The organism is Tunturiibacter lichenicola (assembly GCF_051013355.1).
GTDB lineage: Bacteria > Acidobacteriota > Terriglobia > Terriglobales > Acidobacteriaceae > Edaphobacter > Edaphobacter lichenicola_F.
The window spans coordinates 530,896-556,293 of the sequence record NZ_CP132944.1 but is presented as its reverse complement, the minus strand read 5'-3'; the positions used below and the strand labels follow the sequence as shown (position 1 = coordinate 556,293).

General features: G+C 58.9%; 24 protein-coding genes. 14 read left to right on the top strand and 10 right to left on the bottom strand.

The features are described from left to right. Positions 1-47 precede the first annotated feature (47 nt). A complete protein-coding gene (locus RBB82_RS02360) occupies positions 48-320 on the bottom strand; it encodes a hypothetical protein (RefSeq protein WP_433973516.1) in 273 nt (90 codons plus the stop codon). Between the two features lie 159 nt (positions 321-479). Further along, complete coding sequence (locus RBB82_RS02355; RefSeq protein ID WP_433973515.1) at positions 480-653, bottom strand: hypothetical protein; 174 nt, start codon at positions 651-653, stop codon at positions 480-482. A gap of 161 nt (positions 654-814) precedes the next feature. Between RBB82_RS02355 and RBB82_RS02350 the strand changes: the two genes are divergently transcribed. Continuing rightward, the gene (locus tag RBB82_RS02350; RefSeq protein WP_260740435.1) at positions 815-1,195 is read left to right on the top strand and encodes a HesB/IscA family protein; all 381 of its coding nucleotides are present in this window, start codon (positions 815-817) and stop codon (positions 1,193-1,195) included. Positions 1,196-1,297: 102 nt separating this feature from the next. Here the strand turns inward: RBB82_RS02350 and RBB82_RS02345 are convergent, their stop codons facing one another. Further along, positions 1,298-1,858 (bottom strand): TetR/AcrR family transcriptional regulator, encoded by a 561-nt coding sequence (locus RBB82_RS02345; protein ID WP_433973514.1) that lies wholly within the window; start codon positions 1,856-1,858, stop codon positions 1,298-1,300. Between the two features lie 162 nt (positions 1,859-2,020). On the opposite strand from RBB82_RS02345, the gene RBB82_RS02340 reads away from it, so the two are divergent. Continuing rightward, entirely contained in the window at positions 2,021-2,581 is a 561-nt protein-coding gene (locus RBB82_RS02340; protein ID WP_433973513.1) for a carboxymuconolactone decarboxylase family protein, read from the top strand. 68 nt (positions 2,582-2,649) lie between these two features. Here the strand turns inward: RBB82_RS02340 and RBB82_RS02335 are convergent, their stop codons facing one another. Next, a complete protein-coding gene (locus tag RBB82_RS02335; protein WP_433973512.1) occupies positions 2,650-4,299 on the bottom strand; it encodes a DHA2 family efflux MFS transporter permease subunit in 1,650 nt (549 codons plus the stop codon). 150 nt (positions 4,300-4,449) lie between these two features. Between RBB82_RS02335 and RBB82_RS02330 the strand changes: the two genes are divergently transcribed. Further along, the gene (locus RBB82_RS02330; protein WP_433973511.1) at positions 4,450-5,043 is read left to right on the top strand and encodes a TetR family transcriptional regulator C-terminal domain-containing protein; all 594 of its coding nucleotides are present in this window, start codon (positions 4,450-4,452) and stop codon (positions 5,041-5,043) included. A gap of 127 nt (positions 5,044-5,170) precedes the next feature. Here the strand turns inward: RBB82_RS02330 and RBB82_RS02325 are convergent, their stop codons facing one another. Then, complete coding sequence (locus RBB82_RS02325; RefSeq protein ID WP_433973510.1) at positions 5,171-6,508, bottom strand: PP2C family protein-serine/threonine phosphatase; 1,338 nt, start codon at positions 6,506-6,508, stop codon at positions 5,171-5,173. Beyond that, positions 6,430-7,233, bottom strand: a complete 804-nt coding sequence (locus RBB82_RS02320) for a hypothetical protein (RefSeq protein ID WP_433973509.1) — start codon at positions 7,231-7,233, stop codon at positions 6,430-6,432. The genes RBB82_RS02325 and RBB82_RS02320 overlap by 79 nt, the downstream gene beginning before the upstream one ends. 192 nt (positions 7,234-7,425) lie before the next feature. Here RBB82_RS02320 and RBB82_RS02315 point away from each other — a divergent pair, with 192 nt between their 5' ends. The 3 genes from RBB82_RS02315 (at position 7,426) to RBB82_RS02305 (ending at position 10,146) form a co-directional block, all read left to right on the top strand. Continuing rightward, positions 7,426-8,628, top strand: a complete 1,203-nt coding sequence (locus RBB82_RS02315; protein WP_433973508.1) for a type II secretion system F family protein — start codon at positions 7,426-7,428, stop codon at positions 8,626-8,628. A gap of 89 nt (positions 8,629-8,717) precedes the next feature. Beyond that, positions 8,718-9,407 (top strand): DUF2306 domain-containing protein, encoded by a 690-nt coding sequence (locus tag RBB82_RS02310; RefSeq protein ID WP_433973507.1) that lies wholly within the window; start codon positions 8,718-8,720, stop codon positions 9,405-9,407. Between the two features lie 67 nt (positions 9,408-9,474). After that, positions 9,475-10,146, top strand: coding sequence for a DUF2959 family protein (locus RBB82_RS02305; protein ID WP_433973506.1), 672 nt, complete (start codon positions 9,475-9,477; stop codon positions 10,144-10,146). Positions 10,147-10,363: 217 nt separating this feature from the next. On the opposite strand, the gene RBB82_RS02300 is transcribed toward RBB82_RS02305, so the two are convergent. Next, entirely contained in the window at positions 10,364-10,927 is a 564-nt protein-coding gene (locus RBB82_RS02300) for an HdeD family acid-resistance protein (RefSeq protein WP_433973505.1), read from the bottom strand. Positions 10,928-11,138: 211 nt separating this feature from the next. On the opposite strand from RBB82_RS02300, the gene RBB82_RS02295 reads away from it, so the two are divergent. From RBB82_RS02295 to RBB82_RS02270, 6 genes are all read left to right on the top strand, one after another. Next, positions 11,139-12,773, top strand: a complete 1,635-nt coding sequence (locus RBB82_RS02295; protein ID WP_433973504.1) for a GspE/PulE family protein — start codon at positions 11,139-11,141, stop codon at positions 12,771-12,773. An 83-nt stretch (positions 12,774-12,856) separates the two neighbouring features. Next, positions 12,857-13,972, top strand: a complete 1,116-nt coding sequence (locus RBB82_RS02290) for a hypothetical protein (protein WP_433973503.1) — start codon at positions 12,857-12,859, stop codon at positions 13,970-13,972. Beyond that, the gene (locus RBB82_RS02285) at positions 13,972-14,721 is read left to right on the top strand and encodes a PilN domain-containing protein (RefSeq protein ID WP_433973502.1); all 750 of its coding nucleotides are present in this window, start codon (positions 13,972-13,974) and stop codon (positions 14,719-14,721) included. The genes RBB82_RS02290 and RBB82_RS02285 overlap by 1 nt, the downstream gene beginning before the upstream one ends. Continuing rightward, positions 14,718-15,428: a hypothetical protein gene (locus RBB82_RS02280; RefSeq protein ID WP_433973501.1), complete on the top strand. Its 711-nt coding sequence runs from the start codon at positions 14,718-14,720 to the stop codon at positions 15,426-15,428. The genes RBB82_RS02285 and RBB82_RS02280 overlap by 4 nt, the downstream gene beginning before the upstream one ends. Then, positions 15,425-16,063, top strand: a complete 639-nt coding sequence (locus RBB82_RS02275; RefSeq protein ID WP_433973500.1) for a hypothetical protein — start codon at positions 15,425-15,427, stop codon at positions 16,061-16,063. Before RBB82_RS02280 ends, RBB82_RS02275 begins: the two co-directional genes overlap by 4 nt. Positions 16,064-16,073: 10 nt before the next feature. After that, positions 16,074-17,243, top strand: coding sequence for a type II secretion system protein (locus RBB82_RS02270; RefSeq protein WP_433973499.1), 1,170 nt, complete (start codon positions 16,074-16,076; stop codon positions 17,241-17,243). 2 nt (positions 17,244-17,245) lie between these two features. Here the strand turns inward: RBB82_RS02270 and RBB82_RS02265 are convergent, their stop codons facing one another. Beyond that, entirely contained in the window at positions 17,246-18,460 is a 1,215-nt protein-coding gene (locus RBB82_RS02265; protein ID WP_433973498.1) for a WD40/YVTN/BNR-like repeat-containing protein, read from the bottom strand. 124 nt (positions 18,461-18,584) lie between these two features. Beyond that, positions 18,585-21,218 carry a penicillin acylase family protein gene (locus RBB82_RS02260; RefSeq protein ID WP_433973497.1) on the bottom strand — a complete coding sequence of 878 codons (2,634 nt, stop codon included), beginning with the start codon at positions 21,216-21,218 and terminating at the stop codon, positions 18,585-18,587. A 173-nt stretch (positions 21,219-21,391) separates the two neighbouring features. On the opposite strand from RBB82_RS02260, the gene RBB82_RS02255 reads away from it, so the two are divergent. After that, positions 21,392-23,017 carry a Na+/H+ antiporter gene (locus RBB82_RS02255; RefSeq protein WP_433973496.1) on the top strand — a complete coding sequence of 542 codons (1,626 nt, stop codon included), beginning with the start codon at positions 21,392-21,394 and terminating at the stop codon, positions 23,015-23,017. A gap of 6 nt (positions 23,018-23,023) precedes the next feature. Here RBB82_RS02255 and RBB82_RS02250 read toward each other — a convergent pair whose 3' ends face one another. Next, positions 23,024-24,064 carry a lysostaphin resistance A-like protein gene (locus RBB82_RS02250; RefSeq protein WP_433973494.1) on the bottom strand — a complete coding sequence of 347 codons (1,041 nt, stop codon included), beginning with the start codon at positions 24,062-24,064 and terminating at the stop codon, positions 23,024-23,026. Between the two features lie 143 nt (positions 24,065-24,207). Here RBB82_RS02250 and RBB82_RS02245 point away from each other — a divergent pair, with 143 nt between their 5' ends. Continuing rightward, on the top strand, positions 24,208-25,209 hold the full coding sequence (locus RBB82_RS02245) for a phosphoesterase (protein ID WP_433973493.1): 1,002 nt from the start codon (positions 24,208-24,210) through the stop codon (positions 25,207-25,209). The last annotated feature ends 189 nt before the right edge of the window (positions 25,210-25,398 follow it).

The following is a 25,398-nucleotide window of genomic DNA, read 5'->3' as shown; positions in this document are numbered from 1 at the left end:
AGGTTGAAGTCAAACCATTTGTGCGAATTTCGATCCTCCTGAAGGATCTACCGAAGATGCTGCCAGGCGTCATACGTGAAGATGCCGACGATGCCGGCGGTCATGACGGCGGCGGCGACGCCAAAGACACGGACAAAGGGTGCTATCCGGTTGACCTTGCGGACGATCTCCGACTGAACCTGCTGTTCATGGGAGACGGTCTCATTGAGGAACAGTTGGTCTTCTTCGTAGCGGGTGAGCTGTCCCTTGTAGGCGAGTAGCGCGAGGAAACAGGCTGCGAATACCGCCCAGACAATTAGGAGAACAGGTAAAGCGCTCATAGCGGTTCCTCCGCCCTGTAACAGGGCCGACGTTTTTGGCGGTCCAGGTACCGGGCTGTGGCTTCTTTGGTAGTGGGCCGTCTTGCGGCAATGATACGCCCTGAATATGGCAATAAAAAGCATTTTTGGGAGGGGGAACCAGGTTGTAACGGGGCAAATCTAGCGGTGGGAGGCCCAATGGATCGCCAGGGCCGCGATGGTGGCGACGACGCCGATGACAGCAGAGAGCATGATAACGATGAACCAGGCAGCACGGTTCGCCGCCTTTGGCGAGGGCTGGGTGATGCCCATGGTGTTGATGAAGGCGTTCGAGATAAGCAGTAGAAGTTTCATGGCCGTACAGGCCTGATGGTAGCAGGAAGGTGCGGCCCTTTCTATCTTTTAGACAGGTTGAATCGGAAGGGGTGGCCACGCATCTATACAATCAGGGCTTGCCGGAGTCGTGGCAGGCGCATACACTTTAAGTAGTCTCGATGAGACAAGGAGATTTGCCGATGTCCACTGCAACCGTTACCCCTGAAGTCGTTGTTGGAGCGCCTGCTTCGACTACGCCTGTAACCCTGACGCCTGCCGCGATCAATAAGGTTCGGGAGATCATGGCGACACAGAGCCCGGTTCCTGCAGGGCTGCGCATTGGTGTGGTCGGTGGTGGATGTTCGGGTTTTCAATATTCCATGTCGTTCGAGAATCAGAGCGGCATGATGGACAAGGTCTATAAGTTCGAGGATCTAAAGGTGTTTGTGGACGCTACTTCGGCAATGTACCTCAGCAACTGCACGGTGGATTACGTGGAGACGCTTGAGGCCGCCGGGTTCAAGTTCGAGAATGCAGCAGTGAAGAGCACCTGCGGTTGTGGGTCGAGCTTCAGCGTTTAGTCTTTGAGAGTCTTTAGAAAGAAGCTCCGGCATTGGCCGGAGCTTTTTTGTTGTGGGCGTTGATGGCAAAGGTGATGCGCCGCTCATAGGAAGTCTGCCGAGTTACTCGCGGGTAAGGAGTGCGGGTAACTCGTCCAGAACTTTATGGAAGGCTTTGGTGTTGTCGAGAACGCGGCCAAGGATGAGGGAGCCTTCGATCTGGATGATGGCCAGCTCGGCTCGTTTACGCGCTTCAGAGACCGGCAGGCCGCTTTCCTTTGCGATCTCGGCGAAGGCTTTGAGCCAGGCCTGTAGGGCTCCCCTGAGTATCTCGTTAAGTTCTGCGGTTCCGCCGGCGAGAGAGAGCACCTCAAAGGAACAGGGCATCGTGCCGTCTACATAGCAAAGTCGCAGTTGTTCTGTGACGGCGCGAAGCTTTTTGCGGGGATCTCCGGGTTCTTTGAGCGGCTCGAAGAGGTTCTGTTGGAGCCACGCGCGAGTTCCCTCCGCGACCGCTAAAGCGATCTGTTGCTTTCCTCCGGGAAATCGGTGGTAGAGGCTTGCCTTCTCGAGCCCTGTCGCCTGAGACAGGCGGCTAAGGCTTGTCCCTTCAAAGCCGTAGGTACGAAATACCTCTGCGGACCGCATGAGCAGCTCGGAGTCGCTGACGATTGAATGCGCCATGTGAGTTCTCCCTTGATTCCAACTTTATTAGAGTATTCCGACCGTTCGGTCGGCTCTTTTTAAAAACCCGTCCGATATATGCAGAATATCTGTAACTTTACCGAACGTTCGGTATAAAACGAAGTGAAGCCAGAGGTTAAGGCTTGCAGCTTACTTCAAGCAATGAGGAGAAATCTTATCTCACGTCTTTCCACTATTGAACCCAGCGTTGCGACCGGCAAGGCCAAGGATCTGCTTACCGCAGTCAAGGGTGCGCTCGGGATCGTTCCAAATATGACTAAAGTGATGGTCAACTCGCCTGCTGTACTCGAAGGGTATCTCGGGCTAAGCGGTGCGCTCGGCAAAGGTTTGCTTGACGCCAAGACACGGGAGCAGCTGGCCCTTGTGACGTCGCAGGAGAACGAGTGCGACTACTGTCTGTCCGCGCATACTGCTATTGGCAAGATGGTTGGCCTGACACCAGAGGAGATTGGGGAGGCCCGCAGTGGGCATGGTAAAGATGCACATGCTACCGCGGCGTTGACGTTTGCCCGCCGCGTGCTTGAGACGCGCGGCCAGATTAACAATGCGGATGTGGCGGCGGTGCGTGAGGCTGGCTACGGTGATGGAGAGATCGCGGAGATTATCGCGCATGTTGCGCTCAACGTGCTGACGAACTACTTCAACAACGCTGCGCAGGTCGACATCGACTTTCCGAAGGTCTCATTTGCAAAGGTCGGCTAAGGATTGCTTAGTTTGCCAAAGTCGCGCACCGGAGAGGATGAGCTCTCCGGTGCGCGGGGACGGAAGAGTTAGTGGGCGCCTTCGGATTTGCCGCTGGGTTTGAAACTCTTGGTGAGCAGGACCAAAGGCGCTGCGATGAGGGTGATGACGCCGATGATGTGGAAGCAGTCCATGAAGGCGAGAAGTTGGGTTTGGGCGTGGAGTTGGTCGTAGACGCGCCCGTAGGCTGCGGTGACGGCGTCGGCTGGGGAGAAGCCGTGGGATTGCAGGTAGGCGGCGGTCTGGTGGATGTTCTGCTGCAAGGTGCCTGACGACGATGCAATGGTTGAGCCGACGCGCTCCTGGTGGAAGTTCTGGCGACGCTCGGACATGGTCGTGATGAAGGCGATGCCGAAGCTGCCGCCCCAGTTGCGGAAGAAGTTGGTGAGCGAGGATGCTTTGTTGTTCTGCGCCGGGCTTAGCTGCGAGTAGGCGATGACCGAGAGCGGCACGAAGAAGAAGCCGTAGCCGAGGCCTTGCAGGGCGCGGGCGAGGGCGTAGTGCTTGTAGTCGGTGTCGAGGTTGAAGTGGGCGTAGTGGAGGAAGGACATGCCGACGATCATCACCGCTCCGAAGAGCAGGATGCGGGGTTTGACGATGCCTCGTTGAACCAGCTGCGCGCCTACCGGGGCGAGGAAGGTGATGACCAGAGCGCCAGGCCCAAGAACCAGGCCGGCGTCGATGGCGCGGTAGCCATAGAGGGATTGGAGGAGCTGGGGGATCATCGTCGTGGAGGCGAAGAGGCCGAAGCCGAAGATGAAGTAGAAGAAGTTGGCGAAGGCGAAGTTGCGGATCTTGAGCAGGCGGAAGTCGATGATGGGGTCGGGGACGTGGAGCTCCCAGAAGACGGCCGCGGTGAGGCAGCCAACGCCGATGACGAACATCCAGATGATGAAGGGGGAGCCAAACCAGTCGTCGATCTGGCCGCGGTCGAGGAGGACTTCGAGAGCTGCGGAGCCGAGGCCTACGAGGGCGATACCGATGCCGTCGATGCGAAGCTTGCCGTTGACACGGACGGTCTTGCGCTCTTCGGCGTAGGACTCGGGGTCGTGGACGAAGCGGTTGGTGAGGAAGAGGGAGAGCAGGCCGACGGGGATGTTGATGAAGAAGACCCAGCGCCAGTTGTAGTTGTCGGTGATCCAGCCGCCGAGGACGGGGCCGATGGCAGGTGCGGTGACGATGGCCACGGTGTAGAGGGCGAAGGCGGAGGCGCGTTTGGCGGGAGGGAAGGCGTCGACCAGGATGGCTTGTTCGACCGGGGCGAGGCCGCCGCCGCCGATGCCCTGCAGGACGCGCGAGAGGAGCATGATTCCGAGGGTGGGGGCGATGCCGCAGAAGAACGATGTGACGGTAAAGAGGGTGACGCAGGCCATGTAGTAGGTCTTGCGGCCGAAGACGCGGGAGAGCCACGCGGACATGGGCAGCACGACGGCGTTGGCGACGAGGTACGTGGTGAGAATCCAGGTGACTTCGTCGTAGGAGCGGCCGAGGCCGCCTGCAATGTAGGGGAGGGAGACGTTGGCGATGGAGGTGTCGAGCAGCTCCATGAAGGTGGCCAGGGTTACGGTGAGGGCGACGACCCAGGGGTTGATGATTGGCCGGGGCCGGGAGGCCTGAGTGGCTTTTGCGGGTGTCCGGGGAGCGTTTAGAACCGGTTCAACGAGGGTAGCTGTAGCCATAGTTTGATCAATCTCCTCTCGAATCGCCGGTTCGTTCTCCAAAAAAGAGACTGATCGGTTTCTTTAAGCATCTGATTCAGGAGAAGTGCTGCTCGATGCGTTTTCTTCGGGTAGGATCTTCGGGCGGGGTGTAGCGAGCGAGGTAAGGGTATGAGTAAAGGCGACTTGACGCGACAGAGAATCATCGAGGAGGCAGCTCCGATCTTCAATCAGCGGGGCTTTGCCGGTTGTTCCATGCAGGATGTGCTGGATGCCACGGGGCTGGAGAAGGGTGGAGTCTATCGGCACTTTGCCAGCAAGGAGGAGCTTGCGGCGGAGGCGTTTCAGTATGCGTGGACGCGGGTGTCTAAGGCTCGACGGGAGGGGCAGGATGCGATTCCGGGCGCGGTCGATAAGCTGAAGTATTCGGTGAGGCGGTTTGCGGAGACGCCGGGCGTCTTTCCTGGAGGATGCCCGTTGATGAATACGGCTATCGATGCAGATGATGGGAACCCGGTGCTGCGCGACCTGGTATGTGCTGCGATGAAGTCGTGGAAGGCAAGGTTGGCCAGCATTGTGGCGGATGGAATCGCTAACGGAGAGATTCGCGAGGATGTGGAGCCGCGACGCATCGCGAATTCGATGATTGCGATGCTTGAAGGGGCCTTGATGATCAGCCGGCTGGAAGGAAATCGTACAGCTATTGAAGACGCAAGGAAGACGCTGGAGTTGACGTTGAATAAAATCGCAGTGGTTGCCAGCTAAGGTGGGTGTCAGCGAACTGAGCCAGCAGGGCTAGTGTCATCTCGTTCGTTCGAGGACTAAGTCGATGAAGGGCAAGGGTCGAACTGGACACAGCGTGAAGACTCTGGTCGCGCGCGCCGCCTGCTGGTCAGGCCGTTGATGAGACCAACGTCGGAGCTTCGAGGACCGTGGTGGATTCGACGCCGGTAGCCAGGCGGGTGATGGTGAGGACGGTGATGTCATCTTCCTGACCGAAGGTGACGGCGGCGTCGCTGGCCTGCTTGGCGTCGGGCTTGGTGGCGATAAGTTGCTGGAGACGGTCGAAGCTGAAGATCTCGCCTGAGGGTTTGCGGGCTTCGAGGAGGCCGTCGGTATAGAGAGTGAGGCGGTCTCCGACTTCGAGCTGGATGGTTACCTTGTCGTAGCTGGCGGAGGCGACGAGGCCGAGGGGGAGCTCTGGCGGGAGGTGGAGCTCGTTCTGGTTGAGGTAGGGCGGGAGATGGCCTGCGTTGGCGAAGGTGCAGAGGCCGTCAGGTTCGAGGCTGAGGATGAGGCAGGTGACAAAGCCCTGCTGAAGACGGTTGTGCAGGCGGCGGTTTAGGCCGGAGAGGATCTCGGCGGGATCGTCGGACATCTCGGCGAGTGTGCGGACGGTGCCGACGATGAGCGAGACGGCCATGGCGGCCTTGAGGCCCTTGCCGCTGACGTCGCCGAGGATGAAGAGAGAGGATCCCTCGGCCTTTGCGATGAGCTGGAAGAAGTCGCCACCGACCTCGGCGGCGGGGCGGTAGGCGCTGGTGACGGCGAATCCTGGGATGGGAGGCAGCGTCTCAGGAATGAGGACGCGTTGTAGTTCCTGTGCGCTCTTGAACTCCTGTGCGACGGCTAGCTGGCGGTTGTTCTGCTCGACGGAGTAACGATAGACGGCGTACACGATGGAGACAAACAGCAGTGTGTCTACGATCGCCGCGAGGTTGAACGGATTGTCGTTCACAACGAAGATTGGTTTGTCGATCGTTGAGCCGAGTGTCCAGTGCGTGAATCTCTCACCCTGCAGAGCAGCGGCTTTGACTACGAGGAGCATCTGGCTGAGAAAGGCGAAGAAGACTACCAGCCAGGTTGGAGTGCCCAGCTTCTTTCTGAAGCCGAAGTAGATCAAGACCAACGGCCAGATCTCGACGGAGGTGAAGGACACGGTAAACACGGCATCGGCTATCTGCGAGAGTCGGCCCCAATCTCCCCAGTACAAGACTGTGAGGCCGTCGAGAGACGTGCTGGCGATGGAGATACAGGCAAGGATGCGCGTCCATCGCACCAGGCGCGGGTGATCTTCGAGCTGCAGCAGATACAGCAGGAGAAACCAGAGACAGATGTCCAGAACTGAGAAGAACGGCTGCTGAATCGCCATTACGATGTTGGTGGGGAAAGGGATGCGAAAGCCTCCGATGATCTCCAACACGACTGGAGCGAAGGCAAAGAGCGACATCCAGAGGAGGAGTCGCCGGCTTCGGTCCTGCAACCACGCCAGCATGCCCAGGATGGCGACCAGACCATAGAAAAGAACAATTGCGAAGGAGTACTGACTGCCTTTGAGCCAGAGATAATTACGGCTTGTAAGCAGAGCCGTGATCGCGTCGGCGGTTCCAAGGCGGGGAGGGGCATAGAGGCCGCCGCTTGAACCTGAGTCAGAGGAGGCGGGAATGTTATTCCACACGCGAGTACACCGGGCTGTGGTTTGCCGAGGCTGTATACCTGCGGCAGACCGCCCCAGTAGGAGCGGTAATGGGGCGGCATTGTGCCATAGCCGCCGATCTTCGTGCCGTTCCAGTAGATCTCGTACACGTCGGAGACATAACCGACGGCAAGAGAGAGGTCGAGCTTGTCGCTTGGGCCCGGGGCGAAGTCGATATGGCGCCGGTACCAGGCGTATCCGGTGTATCCGAAGTGCTGTTGCGCACCCCAGGGCTTGTCGGTCTGGATGCTCTCCCATTGGGAGTCGTCGAGGTTGGGAGAGGCCCAGGCGGGATCGTCACCGGTGTGGAACTGCCATGTGCCGTCGAGCGCCACGGTGGGTTTGCCAAGGCCTTCGACCGTGAGAGGTGGTTGTGCGGGAGCGACCGCTGCGCGCGTGAAGAGAGACGCAAAGAGAAGCAATACCAGAATGGCTGTAGCTTGAGCCCGCAACAGATGCCTCCGATTCGATGTGTGCATGATAAAGCCTTCGCTGCAGGCTTTCGCGGTAAATTGCTGGTTCTTCGATAGAAAAAACTTGCTCGCGTTCGTGATGCTGCAAGGTAGTTGTATTTGCAGGCGCGGCTGTGAGGGCTAATTTACTGTGAGACCGTCTAAGATGAAGCTACGGGGATGAACGAAGCTATTTCAAGGGTGGTGGGTTAGAGGGTTATGACTGAGTTTGTCATCAAGCTGGCGGATGAGCGCGGACGAGTGATGGAGCAGAGCCACGCGGCGGCGACTGCGGAGGAGCTGAAGGCGCGGTTTACGCAGGCGGGGTACTACGTCTATTCGGTCAAGGCAAAGAGCGTGCTGGGGGGAGGAAGTAAGAAGAAGGTGAAGCTTGAGACCTTTCTGATCTTCAATCAGCAGTTTTTGACGCTGATCAAGGCTGGATTGCCGATTCTGGGGTCGCTGGAGCTGCTTGCGCGGAGGCAGAAGCTGCCTCATTTTCGCGCGCAGCTTGAGGATGTCGCGGCGCGGGTGAAGACGGGTGAGTCGATCTCGCAGGCGTTTGAGGCGCAGGGTGGATTTCCGATTGTGTATACGACGACGCTACTGGCTGGGGAGCGGTCGGGAAATCTGGAAGAGGTATTGCAGCGGTTTCTGGACTTTCAGCGGGTGTCGCTGACCTTTCGGAAGAAACTGAAGGCGAGCTTGATCTATCCGGCGCTGCTCGTGGTGATGGTGATCGGGTTGTTCATCTTTTTGATCACGTTTGTGGTGCCGCGCTTTGCTCAGCTTTATGACCAGTTGGGGACGAAGCTGCCGGCGCTGACGACGTTTTTGCTGAACTTAGGAAAAGAGGCGCAGGAGTATGGGATCTATGTCGCTGTCGTAGTGGGGGCGGTTGGATTCTTTCTCTATCGGTGGTCGAAGACGGATGCGGGCAGCAGTATGCTGGATCGGATTCGGATTGCTCTGCCGGTATTTGGAAGTGTGTGGCTGAAGTATCAGGTCGGGTTGTTCTCGCGGACACTCTCGACGCTGCTGACGGGTGGTTTGCCACTGGTGCCGTCGCTGGAGACGGCGGCGAAGTCGATCGATTCAAAGCAGATTGCGAGTGCGGTTTACAGGTCGGTCGAGACGGTGCGCGAAGGTAAAGGCTTGTCGGTTAGTTTGCAGTCGACGAAGGTCTTTCCGGAGTTGGCGATCGAGATGATCGAGGTGGGCGAGTCGACTGGTGCGCTGCCGCAGATGCTGAACTCGGTTGCGGAGTTCTTTGAAGAGGATGTGCAGACGAATCTTACGGCGGCAATGAGTTTGATCGAGCCGCTGATCCTGATCATGATGGGGCTTGTCGTGACGACGATTCTGATTGCGTTGTATCTGCCAATCTTCAGCTTGAGCGCGGGTTCGGGCGGCGGCCAGTAGGGAACGGCGGGACTCTTTGTTGCGTACCTTTTGGTGGCCGTTCCGTGTGTTGTCGTGTAGCGGCTCGGCCTCGCAGCGAGGGAGAGCGTATGGATGCAAAAGCTCCGGTACGGGGAATCGGGATGCGAGAGAACTCATCTCGTGATGTCTATCCCGGATGGCTGAAGGTGGGCTTCTGGGTTTGTGTTGTGATCGCGGTCGCGGTAGTGCTGCGTCGCGTTGTGGTGCTTGCTCATCCGACGCCGGTTGGGGCTGAAGCCGGTTCACCAACGGCGGCGCTTGATGCGGTGTTTGCTTCGCATGCAGCGTTGACGCTTGCCCATATTCTTCCCGCGATGGCGTTTGTTCTACTGTGCCCCTTCGTTTTGTTGCGACGATTCAGCGCGGTGTGGGCAGAACGTCTCTTCTTTCCGCTGGGAGCCTGGGTAGGCGTGACTGCGTATGCCATGAGCTCTCATCCGGTTGGAGGGTGGATCGAGCGGTCCGCCGTTCTGCTCTTCAATAGCCTCTTTTTGTTTTCCCTCGCGCGCGCCTTTGTGGCGATGCGGCGGGGCGAAGCGCTTGAGAAGATGCGATGGATGCTGCGAGCGGTTGCGATTCTTCTCGGCATTGCGACGACTCGTCCGGTGATGGGCGTGTTCTTTGCGACGAGCCGGTTGACGCATCTTGAGCCAGCGCAGTTCTTCGGCGTTGCGTTCTGGATTGGTTTTTCGATCAACACGATTGCGATTGAACTTTGGCTGCGTTCACGGGGAGACTGGCTTCCTGTTGCTGGTTAGAGGCGAATTCGCCTTGGTTTTTGCGGGAGAGGTTACAATTCGTCAAGCTCTGACGGGGTGAAATGAGTTGACAGTTATCTCTCGACGTTGGGTGTTGCGATGCGTGGCGGGGGCCGCTCCGCTGCTCGTGCTGGCCGGGTGTACCAGCTCCTACTACAAGGCGATGAAGACATTCGGGAAAGAGAAGCGGGACATCCTCGTGTCGCGGGTGAAGGACTCGAAGAAGGACCAGCAGCAGGCGAAGGAACAAATCAAAACAACGATGGAATCGTTTCAGGCGCTGACGGGGTTTCAGGGTGGATCGCTGGAAAAGAACTATAAGAAGTTGAACGGCGAGTATGAAAAGGCCGCCGACAGCGCACAGAAGCTGCACAATCGCATCGATTCGATCGACCAGGTCTCCAACGATCTCTTCAAGGAGTGGCAGAAGGAGATCGATGGGATGGAGAACAAGAAGCTGAAGGCGCAATCGGCGGTGATGCTGCGGCAGTCGCGGCTGAGTGAGGCCAACTACATCAAGTCGATGCGGCAGACCGAGGCGCGGATGACGCCGGTGATCACGGCGTTTCACGATCAGGTGACGTTTTTGAAGCACAACCTGAATGCGCGGGCGATTGGGTCGCTGAAGGGTACGTCAGTGAAGATGTCGACCGATGTGGATGTGCTGATGGTGAGCCTGGATGGGTCGATGGCGCAGGCCGATGCGCTCATTGCTTCGCTCAATTCGGATCAGCCTTAATTTACAAAAGATGATGTCCTGCCGGACGGGCCCGCTGCGCGCGTGGCGGTCACTTCGTGACTTGTATACCTTTTCGAGGTGAGGGAGAGGCGTGGTCCTCGCGATGCTCGGGCCGACCAGCGGGAGGATCGTTGCCGAGTGAAGTTGCGTGACCGGTACACACGCCACGAAGTGGCCGCGCTCCGCGCAGGAGGCCCCGTCCGGCAGGACTCTGGCTTCAATTTTCGTTATTGAGTGCGCGTTTGGCTGCGAGCGAGAGCATGAGGCGGGAGAATCCGCTGAAGATCATGCTGATGCCGACCAGCGTCCCGATGACCCACACGGTGCTGGCAGGCCACGACCGCCAGATCATGATTGCCAGAATGAGGGTGATGATGCCGTCGACCAGCAGCCAGTTCGCGCCGTGGCGGGGGCGGAGTTGGAACGACTGAACGACTTCGACGATTCCTTCAAAGAAAAGGTAGACGGCCAGGATGAGGGTGAGGGCGATGAGGGCGTCGAGCGGGTGCATCAGCAGGTAGACCCCGGTAACGAGGTAGACGGCACCGACGATGATCTCCCACAGGACACCGCCGGTGGTGTGGGTTTTGAAGGCGAAGACGAAGTGGGTGATGCCGCTGAATATCATTGCCCAGGCGAAGATGAGCGTGACAGCGAGCCCGGAGAGCGGTGGAATCAGGATGGCGAACAGACCGGCGAGGATGAGAAGAATACTGAGGGCAATGGACCAGTTGATGGCTTTGGGGGCAAGAGCGGAGAATGGGGTAGCCGCGGTGCTCATGGGGTGCTCCTCCAGAAGGGGTAGATACGGGGCCCAGCAGATGGGCGGAGAATACCATAAGAAGCGATTTTGCTGAATAATAGAAGATTGGACGGCAATCCAGTTCGAGATGAATCTCGACATACTGGTATGGCGACTCTGATCATTTGAATGCTGTGTTAATGACGCCTTGGTGGGAGTAACGGTTGAATGAAATAGGAGTCTTAGCTATATGGCAGTAGCACCTTTGGCAATACCGATCAATGAGGCGGGGATGAGTGAAGCGGAGCGCGCACAGATTCTGGCGCGCCGCTATCACGCTGATTTCGTTGACCTGAAGAACTTCAAGATCTCGCATGAGCTGTTCAAGAGCGTGCCGGTGGACATGATGTTCCGGTACAACTTTGTGCCGCTGGAGCAGATGGAGGGGCGGCTCGCGATAGCGGTGTCTGATCCTTCGAAGTTGATGGTTCTCGATGAGATCTCGGGGCTGCTGGGACAGCGACTGGTGACACGGGTTGCGACACTCAGCCAGATTACCGAGTTGTTGAAGAAGACCGAGCAGTCGCAGCGCGTGCTCGATGAGGCCAGTGAAGGACTTGCGTTCGATGTGCTGCACGGTGATGAGAACCAGGACTCGAATATCTCGATTGAGCGGCTGACGAGCGAGGACGATATCTCGCCGATCATCCGCCTGGTGGATACGACGATCTTTACCGCGTTGGAGCGGCGGGCGTCGGATATTCACCTCGAGACGTTTGATGATTCGCTGTTGGTGAAGTACCGCATCGACGGTGTGTTGCAGCAGGCGATGGCTCCGATTGCGCGCGAGCACCACCAGACGATTCTCTCGCGTATCAAGGTCATGAGCGAGCTGGATATTGCGGAGCGGCGCGTGCCGCAGGACGGACGGTTCCGCGTTCGGTACAAGGGCAGGCTGATCGACTTTCGTGTGTCGATCATGCCGACCGTGCATGGCGAGAATGCTGTGCTCCGTGTGCTCGATAAAGAGTCGATGTCGGAGAAGTTCAAGTCGCTATCGCTCGATGTGGTGGGGTTTGCGGCGAAGGATCTCGAGCGATTTCGACGGTATATCAAAGAGCCGTACGGCATGGTGCTGGTGACGGGGCCAACGGGTTCAGGTAAGACGACGACTCTGTATGCTGCGCTGAACGAGATTAAATCGGAAGAAGATAAGATCATCACGATTGAAGACCCGGTCGAGTATCAGATTCGTGGAATCACGCAGATTCCAGTGAATGAGAAGAAGGGGTTGACGTTTGCGCGAGGGCTGCGGTCGATCCTGCGGCATGACCCGGACAAGATTCTGGTCGGAGAGATCCGCGATGCGGAGACGGCGCAGATTGCGATCAATTCGGCGCTGACGGGACACCTCGTGTTTACGACGGTGCACGCGAATAACGTGGTCGATGTACTGGGACGGTTTTTGAATATGGGAGTTGAGCCGTACAACTTTGTCTCGGCGCTGAACTGCATCCTGGCGCAGCGGCTGGTGCGACAGGTGTGTGATTTTTGCGTGAAAGATGTGCACTACAGTGACGCGGAGCTGCTGGCGAGCGGGCTGGAGCTGGAGGAGTGGCGAGGATTTAATTTCCGCGAGGGACCGGGGTGTATCGAGTGCAATGGGACGGGCTTCCGGGGACGTTCGGCGATTCATGAACTGTTGGAGCTGGATGACGAGATTCGCGAGATGCTGCTGGCGAAGAAGCCGGGAAGCGAGATTCGCAAGAAAGCAAAGCAGAAGGGGATGGCTTTTCTACGCGATTCGGCACTGGAGCGCGTGAGGGATGGGATTACGACCTTGAAGGAGATCAACAAGGTTACGTTTATCGAGGCGGGCAGGTAGGCAGGCCGCAGCAGCGCGATTGCGCTTATGCACCACGATGGTGACGTAGTGGCAATCGATAGAGCAAGGTAGTCTAGGACTGAATGGAAATTTTACCGAAGACTTTGGGGACGCGGCCGCGGCTGGCGGTAGAGGTTCGCGCCGAGGGCATAGTGGCAGCGCGGGCTGAAGATGCGGCTGCCCTGTTGACGACTGTGGCGCGGGTGGATCTGCCGGATGGCGCGGTGGCGCCTGGCCTGAAGGTTGGCAACATTGTTGATACGTTTTGCGTGTCGGCGGCGGTGCGGAAGGCGCTCGATGTGGTTTCGGGGCGCGGCTCTGAGCGGGCGGAGCGGGGCGCGGGCCGGCTGCGCGACGTTACTTTGGTTGTGCCGGATTCGGCGGCGCGAGTTTTGTTTCTGGACTTCGATCAACTTCCCTCGAAGGCCGCCGAGGCGTTGCCGTTGGTGCGTTTTCGATTGAAGAAGCTGTTGCCGTTCGACGCAGATGACGCCATGGTGAGCTACCAGGTGATGTCGAACGAAAAGGGAACGATCAAGCTGCTGGCTGTAGCGATACCGAAAGCCGTGTTGGAAGAGTATGAGGCGGTGGTGCTGGGCGCCGGGTATCTGCCCGGAGCCGTGTTGCCGAGCACATTGGCCGCATTGGCAGGGCTGGATGAGACGCCGTCGCCTTCGCTGGTAGTGAATGCTGGGTTGGGTGCGGTGACGACTGCGATTGTGCAAGCGGGGACACTGCTGCTGCATCGCTCTGTCGACATGAGCGCGAATGCGAACGTGTCCGCGCCGGTGACTGTCGTATCGACGGCGATTCCGCTGGTGGATCGGGAGAGTTCGGCGCAGGAGTGGGCGCAGCAGGAGGCGCTCGGACCAGAGGGATGGGGTCGGTTTGATGCGGACGATGTCATGCCCGCCTCGGTTGCGCGTGAGATTGGAATGGAGACCGCTGCCCGCGAGGTCGCGCAGGCTGTCAGCGTAGCGGCGGCTTACTTTGAGGACTCATTGCAGACGGTGCCTGACCAGTTGCTGGTAGCTGGGACGCTGGGAGCGGAGACGTTGTCGGCGGTGATGGCGGAGAGCGGGCTGGAGGGTCTGCGGGTGCGCGAGATGGTGGATGCAGGAATGATGCAGGCAGGAGCGGTGACGGCGAGCGTGCCGCGGGGCTGGCTGGCTGGCGTCCGGGGAGCGCTGAGGAACTGATGCGGATCTCTGTCAATCTTGCGAACCGTCCGTTTGTTGAGTTGCGACCGCTGTTCGCAAAGCTCCGTCTTGCAATGGTGGTGTTGGGTGTTCTCGCTGTGGGGCTGGGGTTTGCCCTGCACTCGCTGAACGCGAAGGCCACTGCGGCGCAGGCGCAGATGAATGCGTTGAAGGCGAAGACGCAGAGGTATCAGCATGAGCGTCAGGCGAACGAGGCCAGGATGCGGCAACCGCAGAACATGGCCGTGCTCGACCGCTCGCAGTTTCTCAATGCCGTATTTGCGAGGAAGAGTTTTAGCTGGACGGCTGTGATGATGGATCTCGAAAAGGTACTGCCGGTCGGTGTGCAGGTGACGAGCATCGAGCCCGTAATTACGAAGGAAGGCGATGTGAATATTCGCCTGCGCGTAAGCGGCGACCGCGAGAAGGCAGTGCAGCTGGTGAGAAATCTTGAGACGTCGCAACGGTTTCTTTCGCCGCGGCTGGCGTCCGAGCAGGCGCAGACACAGGAGGGCAGCCATGCAGCGAATGCGTTGCAACTACCCCCCGGTGCAGTGCAGTTCGATGTCCTGAGTGGCTATAACCCGCTTCCCGAAAAGCGAATCAAAGATGTTGCGACGACGAAGGATGGCGACGAGAGTGATTCTGCAAAGCCAGTTGTGAAGAAGACGAGGCCCAAGGGTCCGAGAGGCTCCTCACCAAAGGGCGGCATCGTGAAGGCGCCCATGCAGAAGGGAGCGCCGCGATGACAACTGTAGCTGAGAAGAAACGGAGTGCGGTTGCGGCGAGGCAGTGGGCCGAGAAGGCGCGGAAACTGGGCACGCTCCTCAATCTGCACATCGCGGGCGTGGCGGTGCTGGGCCTGGTGAATCTTTATCTGCTGGCGCACATGGCGTTCGCGTGGCGTGCTGCGACGAGCGATGATGCCGCAGCGCTGGCCGACCAGACCATAGCGATGAAGACCGCGGAGATTGCGCGACAGCCGCTGGAGGGCCTCGACGAGAAGCTCGCGCAGGCAACCAAGGATTCTGACAAGTTCTATAAGCAGCGTCTGCCGTTCTCCATCGCCGAGATGGCTGGTGAGATGGGCGCGCTGGCGAAGAAGCAGGGAGTCAAGCTGACCCGCGTTCAGTACGCCTACTCGTCTGTGATGGACGGGACTGCGGGAGCGCTGACCGAGGCGCGTATCGACGCGAGCTTGAGCGGGGACTATCGGCCTCTGGTTGTGCTAATCAACTCGCTGGAACGCGACAAGATGTTCTTCCTGATCAGGGGAGTAACGCTGACCGGCCAGCAGAGTGGAACCGTAGGTTTACGGCTGGCAATGACCACGTATCTGCGGTCGCCGGTGGGAACGGAAGGCTCCGAGAAGAGTGTGGCTGGTACGAGCACGGATGCACCTGAGGGCGCGACTGACAGCAATGCCACGAGTCCCTCTGCGGGAGGCCGCCGATGATACGGCTTACTGCGGACCAACAGAAGAAGGGCGCTGTGATCGGTGCGTTTGTGCTGGTTGCGGCTTCGGTTCTCTACTACGAGCTGCGCGATGACAGCCCGGCGCCGGTTGCACCGCCAGTTGTCGTAACGGCTCCGGTAAAGACGACAACTGCAGCAACATCCGGAGCTGGGCTTGCCGTGCCCGCGGGCAACGTTGCGGGTGCAGCAGCAAAGAAGCTGGGGACGACATCCGCTCAACTTGATCCAACGTTGCGCATGGAGCCGATGCTCGTAACGGAGTCGCTGGTCTACTCGGGGAGCGGGCGAAATATCTTCTCGGCCAGCTCAGCGCCGATCGATATACCAAAGCCGATTGCGCCGGTACGACAGGTTAAAGCACCGCCGCCGGGGCCGCTGCCACCTCCGCCTGGACCACCACCGCCACCGCCGATCGACCTGAAGTTCTTCGGTACCGCGACGGCAGCCGATGGGACGCGCAGAGCATTTCTGCTCCATGGAGACGATGTGTTTCTTGCATCCGATGGCGAGATCGTGCAGCGGAAGTATAAGATTTTGACGATCTCGGCGAACTCCATTGTCGTGGAGGATATGGCGAATAACAATCGGCAGACGCTGCCGTTGCTGGCGCGTTGAAAGGTTGAGGATGAAGAAGGTCTGCTCCTGGCTTCGGCATCGTGGTTTCGATTCGCGTAGATATTGCGGACGCGCGGACAAGACCTGTGGTGCGAACAGTGAGCAGGGCTTCATGCTGGTGGGGCTCATCGTTGCGATCTTTTTCATTCTGCTGGTGCTGAGCATTGCGGCACCCAAGGTGTCCAAGGAGCTGCAGCGCGAGCGTGAGGTCGAGGCAGTGCATCGCGGAAACCAGTATGTGCGGGCGATCCAGCTCTACGGCAGAAAGAATGGCGCTCAGTTTCCGGCAACGATGGAGGCGCTCGAGAAGACAAACAATCAGCGCTACCTGCGCCAGCGCTATGTCGATCCAATGACCGGAAAGGCGGACTGGCGGCTGATTCATGTCGGCGAGGCGAAGACGACGGTAAAGGGATTCTTCGGCAAGCCGCTGACCGGGCTGGCGCCAGGGCTGGGTTCGGCGGCCGGGCTTGCTTCGTCTGGCGGGATCGGCGCGGGCGCTACCGGCTCCACTTCACAGTCGGCGTTCGGATCACCGGGTGCTGGTGCGTACGGTTCGTCTTCCTCTGGATCGAGCGCGTTTGGGTCTTCGTCATCAGGGTCGAGCGCCTTCGGTTCTTCATCATCAGGATCAAGTGCGTTTGGTTCCTCGTCGCCAGGAACGAATAGCTTGGGAGCCACAAGTTCGCCGACGGCGGGTTCGACTCCAACAGGTGGAGCTACGAGCGGAACCGATACCTCGGGGGCGACAACTTCGGGCTCTCCCGGCGTTACGAGCCAATCGGCGACGAGCTTTACGGGAGGCGGAGCGCCGTTCGTAGGCGTGGGGCTTCCCAAGGAAGCGACTTCGATCATTGTGTTGAACGAACAGACGACGTACAACACGTGGGAGTTCATCTACGATCCTCGGATCGAGCAGTTGAAGGCCAATGTAAGTATGTTCGGCGGTGGGCCGGCTACGGCGTCGGGAAGTGGCAGTCTTGGGTCGGCAGGGTCGATGAACTCGGGAACAGGGGCGACCGGCGGCACAGGCTTTGGATCAACGCCGGGTTCGGGCTTCGGCTCAACACCAAGCTCGGGGTTTGGTTCGACGCCTAGTTCGGGATTCGGATCGAGCCCGACTTCGGGTACTGGCACGTCGTCGCCCACGCAGCCAACCACACCCCAACAGCAGCAGTGAACTTAGTTTGATGGCGAACTCTTGAGTTTGTCAGGCGCAGCCGGAGCGCTTTGCGTGATGGTGCGGAGCTTCCCGATACGTCCGTGCGACCCAACGACGAAGGGAAGCGAGAGCGCGTTCCAGTTTTTGTCAGCATCGGTTGGATCGGTAGCTGAGGGCTTCAACGGACGCCAATTCTTACCGTCATCATCTGAGATATCAGTCCCGTTGGGGCCTACTGTGATCCAGAATTTTTGGTCTGCGTCGTAGGCTACGGAGGAGCGATAGCCGCGTGGTGGAGTTTTGGCTTCCTTCACGCTTTGCCGGAAAGGTACTCCTGCCGAGACTACGGTGGCAGCGGTACCTGCCTCATCGTCCGGGTGTAAGTAATCGCCACCGACGATCACTAGTTTGTCGGGGCGATTGCTACGATCCCGGTAGTCAGGGGTAGGGGCTGCAGCAAAGGCTCCGGACGATGGCCCACCGCTTGCTAAAGGAAGCTTGAGGAAGTGAATGGACTCGTGGCAGAGTGAACCGTCCAAGGAGAAAACGTCATTGTAGAGGAGACGAGGCTCGGAGCCGCCACTCACGAACAGAAGATAATCGCCGGTGAGCGTAAGAAGCGATTGATTGCTCGCCGCAAACGCCGCTTCATTCCTCTTCGCCCTGAAGTCGTCGATCTTGCACCCTTCCCCCTTTGCTCCTCGTTCGGTTGCAAGCCTTTGATGCCATGTTTCGCCGCCGTCTCTCGTCGAGAAAAGACGGAAGAGTCCATCCACTGGATCGCCGAGTACGTAACCCCAACCATGCGAACTTTTGAGGGGACGGCCAAGTGCGTCTCGCTTCGGTGCGATAAGGCTGAGCGCGTCGAAAAAGCCTTCTTTGTCGGGGTTGGTGAATACGAGCTTCCACGTTTGGCAACCGTCGGTGGTCTTGTAGATGCGGGATTGGTCGCCGGGGCCGCTGGACATGACGATTGCGGTGTTCTCGTCGAAGGCCTGAACACCGCGGAAGTCGAGTTTTTCTGCGCCCGGTGGGATGGTGCAGGTCTGCCAGAGGTAGCCACCGTCTTCGGTGCGAAGGACTGTGCCGTTAGTGCCGCTGGCCCAGGCGACTCCGCCGCCAACGTTATGGATGCCGCGCAAACTGGCGGTGGTGTGGGACTCTTCGATGTCCCATTGAGCATGTGCTTGTGTTGCGAGAAGAGTGAGGGCAAGAAGAATAAGGCAGGGTCGCATCTGCTGTTTAGTGTATGACGGGATTCTGACGTGCGTCTGGCTGAATAAATACTCTGAGTGAAAGAAGGTGGTTTGTTCGTTGTGAATGCCCAGACAGAGATTAGGCCTTTACTTCACGGAGCCGCTAACGGGGCGTAAGGGTTAGGGTGTGAGTCGCTGCGGCGTCAACGGCAGCGTTGGTGAAGGGCATGGGGAAGGTTGTGCCGTGATACCACGCAGGCCATTGGTCCATGAACCACGGGCTGGCAGGATTGGACGACTCGCCGAGGACAAGGTTCAACGTGCTGTGGTCGAGGTCGGAGAGGTCGGCGGTGAACCGCTCGGAAGGGCCGAAGCTGCGGCCAACCTGTTTGACCGTGGCGTCGTCGCCGCTCTGAGGCTGAACGCCCGTGCCGATGGGAAGACCGATGACGCGCTGCAGAATGGGCGATTGACTGTAGATGGGGTGTTCGATGTCGATGGGGTGGAACTGGCCGAAGCGCCACTTCGTGAGGTCTGCCGGCGCGTGCGCATCAACAAGAGCTTTGGAGACGGCAGCGGTGAGGAGATCGTCCCAGGTGACATTGGTTGAGGGAAGCCAGCGACTGGGCGTGTGCATGATCAGCCACTCTTCGGCGTACGATTTGTTGCCCCACGTATACAGCGATGCGGCTGTGGGGGGAGTTGAGCTGGGCTGAAGGTCGAACCGTGCCTCCGGCTGGCCTTTCAATTGAGGATTGAGCAGCAGAGTCCAGAGGGCAGCGCGGGTAGCAACGACAATGGCGGGTGCAGCCGCGTCAGCGTCCATGCTTCCATTCCAGTCGCGGAGAAGGTCGGCAGCCTGGTGAAGGCGCTTAGCGGCAGACTTGTCGGTCGTGAACTCAGGCTTGGTGGTGTGGTCGATGGCGTAGGCGAGGCGTTGCGCGATGACGTGGTCGAGATCGGAGTAGACATCCGTCTGGAGCGTGAGCATATCGGCTGGCGTGAGATGGTCTTTCGTGGCGGCGGATCGTTCGGCGAGCACCTTCCAGATGCGCTCGTTGCGGTAGGGCGCGGCCCAGTTGAGCGTGACGGGGTATGGGTAGTCGTCGCTGGTGACGCGAGCGTTGGCGGTGGCGAGGATGCCGTTCGGAGGATCGAGCGATCGCGGCATATTTTCATAGGGAATCGTGCCGACCCACTCCTGCGTCGCGTCGAGCGCGTCGGCGGGCACGGGGCTGATGGGACTGGGCGCCGCGATGCTGCCGCGAATGGGGATCTTGCCGACCGAGTGGTATCCAATGTGGCGCTGATCGTCCGCATAGACGAGATTTTGCGCAGGTCCGCCGAAGGTGGAGAAGGCCGAGACGAGACTCGCACCGTCTGTTGCGCTATTGATCGCAAGAAACGACGGGGTGACGTTCGCAGGATCGTAGATCGTCCAACGGAGCGACAAGCTGCGCTTCTCTGAGGGAAAGATCCCGGAGATGATCGGCGTGACGGCCGTGCCATGCTGTGTAGCGGGGACATCGAGCACGATGTCCTTTGCTCCCTTGACGTGGATAATCTCCTGCTGATGAAGGAGCAGGTGCCAGCTACCGTCCGCAGCCTCGTATTCTCCAGTGCTCCCCGAGCCGCGAGTGTGCTCGACGTAAACGTCCTGCACCTCCGCGCCGAGGTTGGTAAAGCCCCACGCGACGTGAGCGTTGTGGCCGACGATGATGAACGGCACTCCTGGCAGAGACACGCCCGATACGTGCAGATCGCCAGCCTCAAGGTCTGCCTGATACCAGATCCCGGGGACGTTGTGGGCGAGGTGCATGTCGTTCGAGAGAAGCGGCTTGCCCGTCGCCGTGTGCGCCCCCGAAACCACCCAGTCGTTGGAGCCAGCAAAGCAGCCTTCGCAGACGGGGTTCTTCAGAGTCTGCTGCAAGGCAAGCAGATCTTCGACCGATGCCGAGGAGACTGCAGGCCTGCGAAGCTTCGTCTGCGATTCGTCGAGCGGCACGTCGGGAATATCCGTCTGCGGCGCAGTGAGATCGACGATGGGCTGCGCAGGCGGATGGTCACGCCACGAGCCGACAGGATACAAGTCGGCGATGAGATTCTCCGGGAGCCGCGCCGTCAGGGCCTCGCGGTTCAACTCCTGCGGAAAGCTGGTCGTAAGGTCCTGAAACATGACGAGGCCGACGAGCAGCGAATCTCGCGGCGTCCACGGAGCGGGTTGGTAGCGAATCAGGCGAAACTCAAGCGGAAGGTGGGCGCTCTGCGTGGCGATCGAGGCGTTAACACCGGCAGCGTAGCTCTCCAGAAGATGAAGCTGATCGGGCGGCAATATGGCCAACGCGCGATCGGCGGCAGCGCGAATCTGCAACGTACGCTGAGCGCGATCATGTGCGATGAGCGACGCTCCAAGGATCTCCGCGAGGTTTCCCGAGGCGTGCCTGCGGAGAGCATCCATCTGCCACAGCCGGTCCTGCGCGGTCACGTACCCCTGGGCCATCACGAGGTCATCGAGCGTACTGGCGCGGAGATGCGGAACCCCATGGCTATCGCGCAGCACCGTGACAGGAGCCGAGAGGCCCGAGATAGAAATGGATCCGTCGAGCTGAGGCAGAGCATCGCGCATCGCCTGGCGCGTCCAGTGGCGACCGTAGAAAAAACCGATTGTGGCGACTACGACCACCAGCACGGTAAAGATAACGACAATGCGGACGAGTCTCAGGCGACGTCGGGCTTGCATCGCGGCACGGGTTTCTTCGGGAGTAGTAGCGGCGGAGATGGCTTCGTACGGGTTCATGGCCTGACCGAAGTGTAAATGGAGCAAGCCTGAAAATAGCTCGAAAGCCACATCGTTCTGGCATTAAGGGCTTGAGAAATCAGCGCGCTGGAGTTTAATTTGTTTTACTGAGGACGACGCTACGAAGCGTAGGGATCTACGATGGCCGGACGAGACGATACGGAGGGTTGGCGATGGAGTTGGGTGAGAGCTTCCATGCAGTAGAGATACTGATTTTGCTGCTGCTGGTTTTGGTGGCGTTCTTTGCCGTGATGGCGAACCGGCTGAAGGTGCCATATCCCATCGTGCTCGTCATCGCGGGGCTGGTCATCAGCTTCTTTCCGCGTATGCCGCGCATCCCGCTCGATCCGGATATTGTGTTCGTGATCTTTCTCCCGCCGCTTCTGTACGCGTCGGCGTGGTCGGCGTCGCTGCGAGAGTTCAAACGAAATGGAGTGGTGATCGGTCTGCTGGCGTTTGGCCTCGTTGCCTTCACCGTGTGGGGTGTAGCGCTCTTCTCCGATCACTTCATCACAGCGCTCGATTGGAAAGCAGGATTTCTGCTGGGCGCCGTCGTCGCGACGACAGATGCGATTGCAGCAACATCCATCGCGAAGAGCATCGGGCTGCCAAGAAGAATCGTCGACATCCTAGAAGGCGAGAGTCTGCTGAACGACGCGACCGGCCTGCTGGCGTTGGAGATGGGCCTTGGCATCATTCTTCGCGGAGAATCGCCCACGGTTGCGAGTGGTGCGGTGCGGCTGCTCACTCTCGTCGTGGGTGGTGTCGTAATCGGTCTGCTGATCGGCGTTGTGGTGGGATGGCTGGAGAAGTTCATCGACGACGGACCGATCGAGTTGGTGGTCAGCCTCGTCGTTCCGTATGCCGCGTATATCGCGGGCGAACGCGCTCACGCCTCCGGTGTCCTCGCTGTCGTAGTCTGCGGCCTCTACTTAAGCAGGCAGAGCGTGAACTTCTTTTCGCCGTCGGTGCGACTGCAGGTGAACGGAGCGTGGGATGCGCTGACCTTCATGCTGAACGGCCTCGTCTTTGTCCTGATTGGCCTGCAGTTGCCGTATGTGCTCGCTGGTATACGAGGAAAGTTTGGGACAGGAACCCTGATCTTATATGGCGCGGTGTTCACCTTCGTGCTGATCCTGCTGCGGATGATGTGGGTGTTTCCAGCAGTCAAGATCGCAGAGTTTCTAGGCAACAAATGTATGGGCCACAAAGAGGAGCCGCTCAAAAAAACAGAGGTGTTCGTGGTGGGATGGACCGGGATGCGCGGCGTTCTGGCTCTGGCTGCGGCGATCTCAGTACCGGAGGTGTTGGGAAACGGAAGGCCGCCGGAGACGCGAAATCTGATCGTCTTTCTGGCCTTCTGCGTAATTCTGGTAACGCTTGTGCTTCAGGGACTGACGCTGCCCGCGCTCATTCGCAGGCTCGGACTGGCAGGTTCGCCAGGTATGGATCCGGAAGAAAAAGAAGCGCGAAGAATTGTGCTGGCAGCCGCGATTCACCAGCTCGAAGAGGGGCGAAAGATCGAAGGCAAGGGCGCCGAGCACCTGTACGACGACATCATCCATCGCTACCGCCACAAGCTGGCTGCGGTTGGTGGAGGCGGCGACGGAGAACTCGAAGCTGTCGATACCGAAGCCATCTTCAGGTTGCGCACAATCATGGATCAGGCGCTTCAGGCCGAGCGGCGCACGCTGATCGGTCTTAGGGACAAAGGCCGTATCGGCGACGACGTCTTGCGTACGATGGAACGTGAACTGGATCTCGCCTACAGCCGGTACCAGGGTGGGTCAGTCGCCTGATGCTGGCTACAGCTCGACGTCTTCCGCAGGCAGACGTTCATAGCCTGCATGGGTGCGCGGCAGGGTAACGAGGATCACCGCGACGATCAGCGCAATGATGAGAAGAATAAAGACGCTGCCCTCAGGGCCAGTGGCGCCTCCACTCAGAAGAGGCTTGCCGACCGGATGAGTGGCAAGAAATCGGTGCTCTGCGATCGTCCCGCTGTCGGCTACCCCGTAGAGGAAGGATTGGGCCCAGTCCCATGATGTGTGAAAGCCGATCGCCCACCAGAGAGAGCCTGTGCGCCATAGACTCAGGCAGAACATCATCGACGCGAGACTCGCAGTAAACAAGCCGATTGGAGATTCGCCGGGGTTGCTGCCGTGAGCGGCCCCGAAGAGGACAGAAAAGATCACGGCAGAGGTCCAGAAGCCAAGCGCCTCACTATTACGCGTCTTGAAGACTGACCGGAAGAGCCCGGTAAAGCCACGCGTGAGGGTGTATTGGAGATACCCGCGGGTGAAGTACTCCTCAAGCAAACCAACGGCGAAGAAGACGCCAATCCAGCAGATTCCGTAGCGTACGATGTCGCTGCCGAAGAGAAGACGGCTATCGAAGACCAGGTAGCCACCCTTCCACAAAATCAAGATGAGTGGTGTAAGACACGTAATGCCCCACGCAAGACCAGCAATGAAGTGAGGAGCCTTGCGCGTACCGCCGAGACCGTAGGCCCCAACGCGGCGACGTTCAATCTTCGCCATGATCCAGGTGGCGAGAAGAACCCCCAGCAGTGGAATAGCCTCATTGATGAACATGACTGTTGGCGAAAAGGTATTGTCCGACGCGCCGTGGTGCGTAGGCGGGTGAATCTTATGGGAGATGATGTTGGCCGCGTAGAGGTATCCGGCGAAGAGAGCGATGAAGATAAGAATGCTCCAGCCGGCTCGCAGCCCGTCGGGACCGAAGAAGACACGATGCCACGCAGACGGTGGCTCGCTATGCGGCGTGGTTGGTGGCTGCGTGTTCTCGTCCGACGAGAAGAGAGCTTCGATCTGATGAGTATCCAATGGGTGTCCTCTTGGTTTGAAACTGTATACGCGGCTGAGCAACCGGAAGTTCCGCAGGGAGGATTGGCTGCAGAGCATACCATGTGCGCTATGCTGGAGTCTTCGCACCTGTAAGAGAGGTGTCGAGCACGGGAGATCGTCGCTTGGACTGCAAAATCTTTTATCACGATAAGTGCTTCGATGGAGCCTGCTCGGCTTCGCTGTTCACGCGGTTCCACAGGGAACGCGTGAAGACGGCCGACTCGTACTCCTATCACGGTCTGGTCCACCGCGCTGGAGCGCTGTTTGACGAGAGTGCGTTCAGCAGCGAAGAGAATGCGATCGTGGACTTCAAATACTCCGCCTCGCCGAAGGTGACGTGGTGGTTCGATCATCATCAGAGCGCGTTCCTCACTCCGGAAGACCAGAAGAATTTTGAGGCTGGCCAGGCCGACGGATCGCAGCGGATGCGAAAGTTCTTCGACCCGAACTACATCTCATGCACGAGCCTGATCGCCGATATCGCGCAGGTCAACTTTGGCTTCGACACCGCACCCGTGCTGGAGCTGATCAAGTGGGCGGATATAGTCGATGGCGCTCGCTATGAGAGCGCGAAGGCCGCAGTCGAGATGGCCGAGCCTGCGATGAAGCTGACGATGGTAATCGAGAGCTCCCCGGACAACACTCTGGTACCGCGGCTGATTCCACTGCTTACCGAGATGAGTCTTCAACAGGTTCTCGACAAAGAATTCGTGCAGGCCCTTCTGGGGCCGTTGATGGAGCGGCATTGGGCAGCGCTGGAGCTGATCAGGCAACGCGCTACGGTCGATGAGGGCGTGATTACGTTCGACATCACCGACCAGCCGACAGAGGGCTACAACAAATTCATTCCGTACTACCTGCATCCGGACGCGACGTACAACGTGGGGCTGAGCAAATCGAGCTTTCGCACCAAGGTGTCGGTCGGTACAAATCCGTGGACCAAGCTAGCTCCTTCTGCGCTGGTAAATCTGGCGGCGATCTGCGAGCGCTACGGCGGCGGTGGCCACGCCCGCGTGGGAGCAATCAGCTTCCCGCCGGACAGGGAAGATGACGCACGCAAGGCTGTCGGCGAGATCGTCGCTGAGCTGCGTCAGGCTTCGTCGCACAACGCAAAAAATAGTTGAATATGGTGGCGTATTTTTCGCGGCTCAAAAAGTGGTCGTCAACGCACCACATTCACCATGCAACTCACCACGTTTTCACCATCGAAACACCACGTTAAAAACACACTTTTTCCAAAACACCCCTCAAAAACACCAGCAAAAACGAAGAAACCCCGGATCGAGTCAGGCTCGAGCCGGGGTAAATTTTTC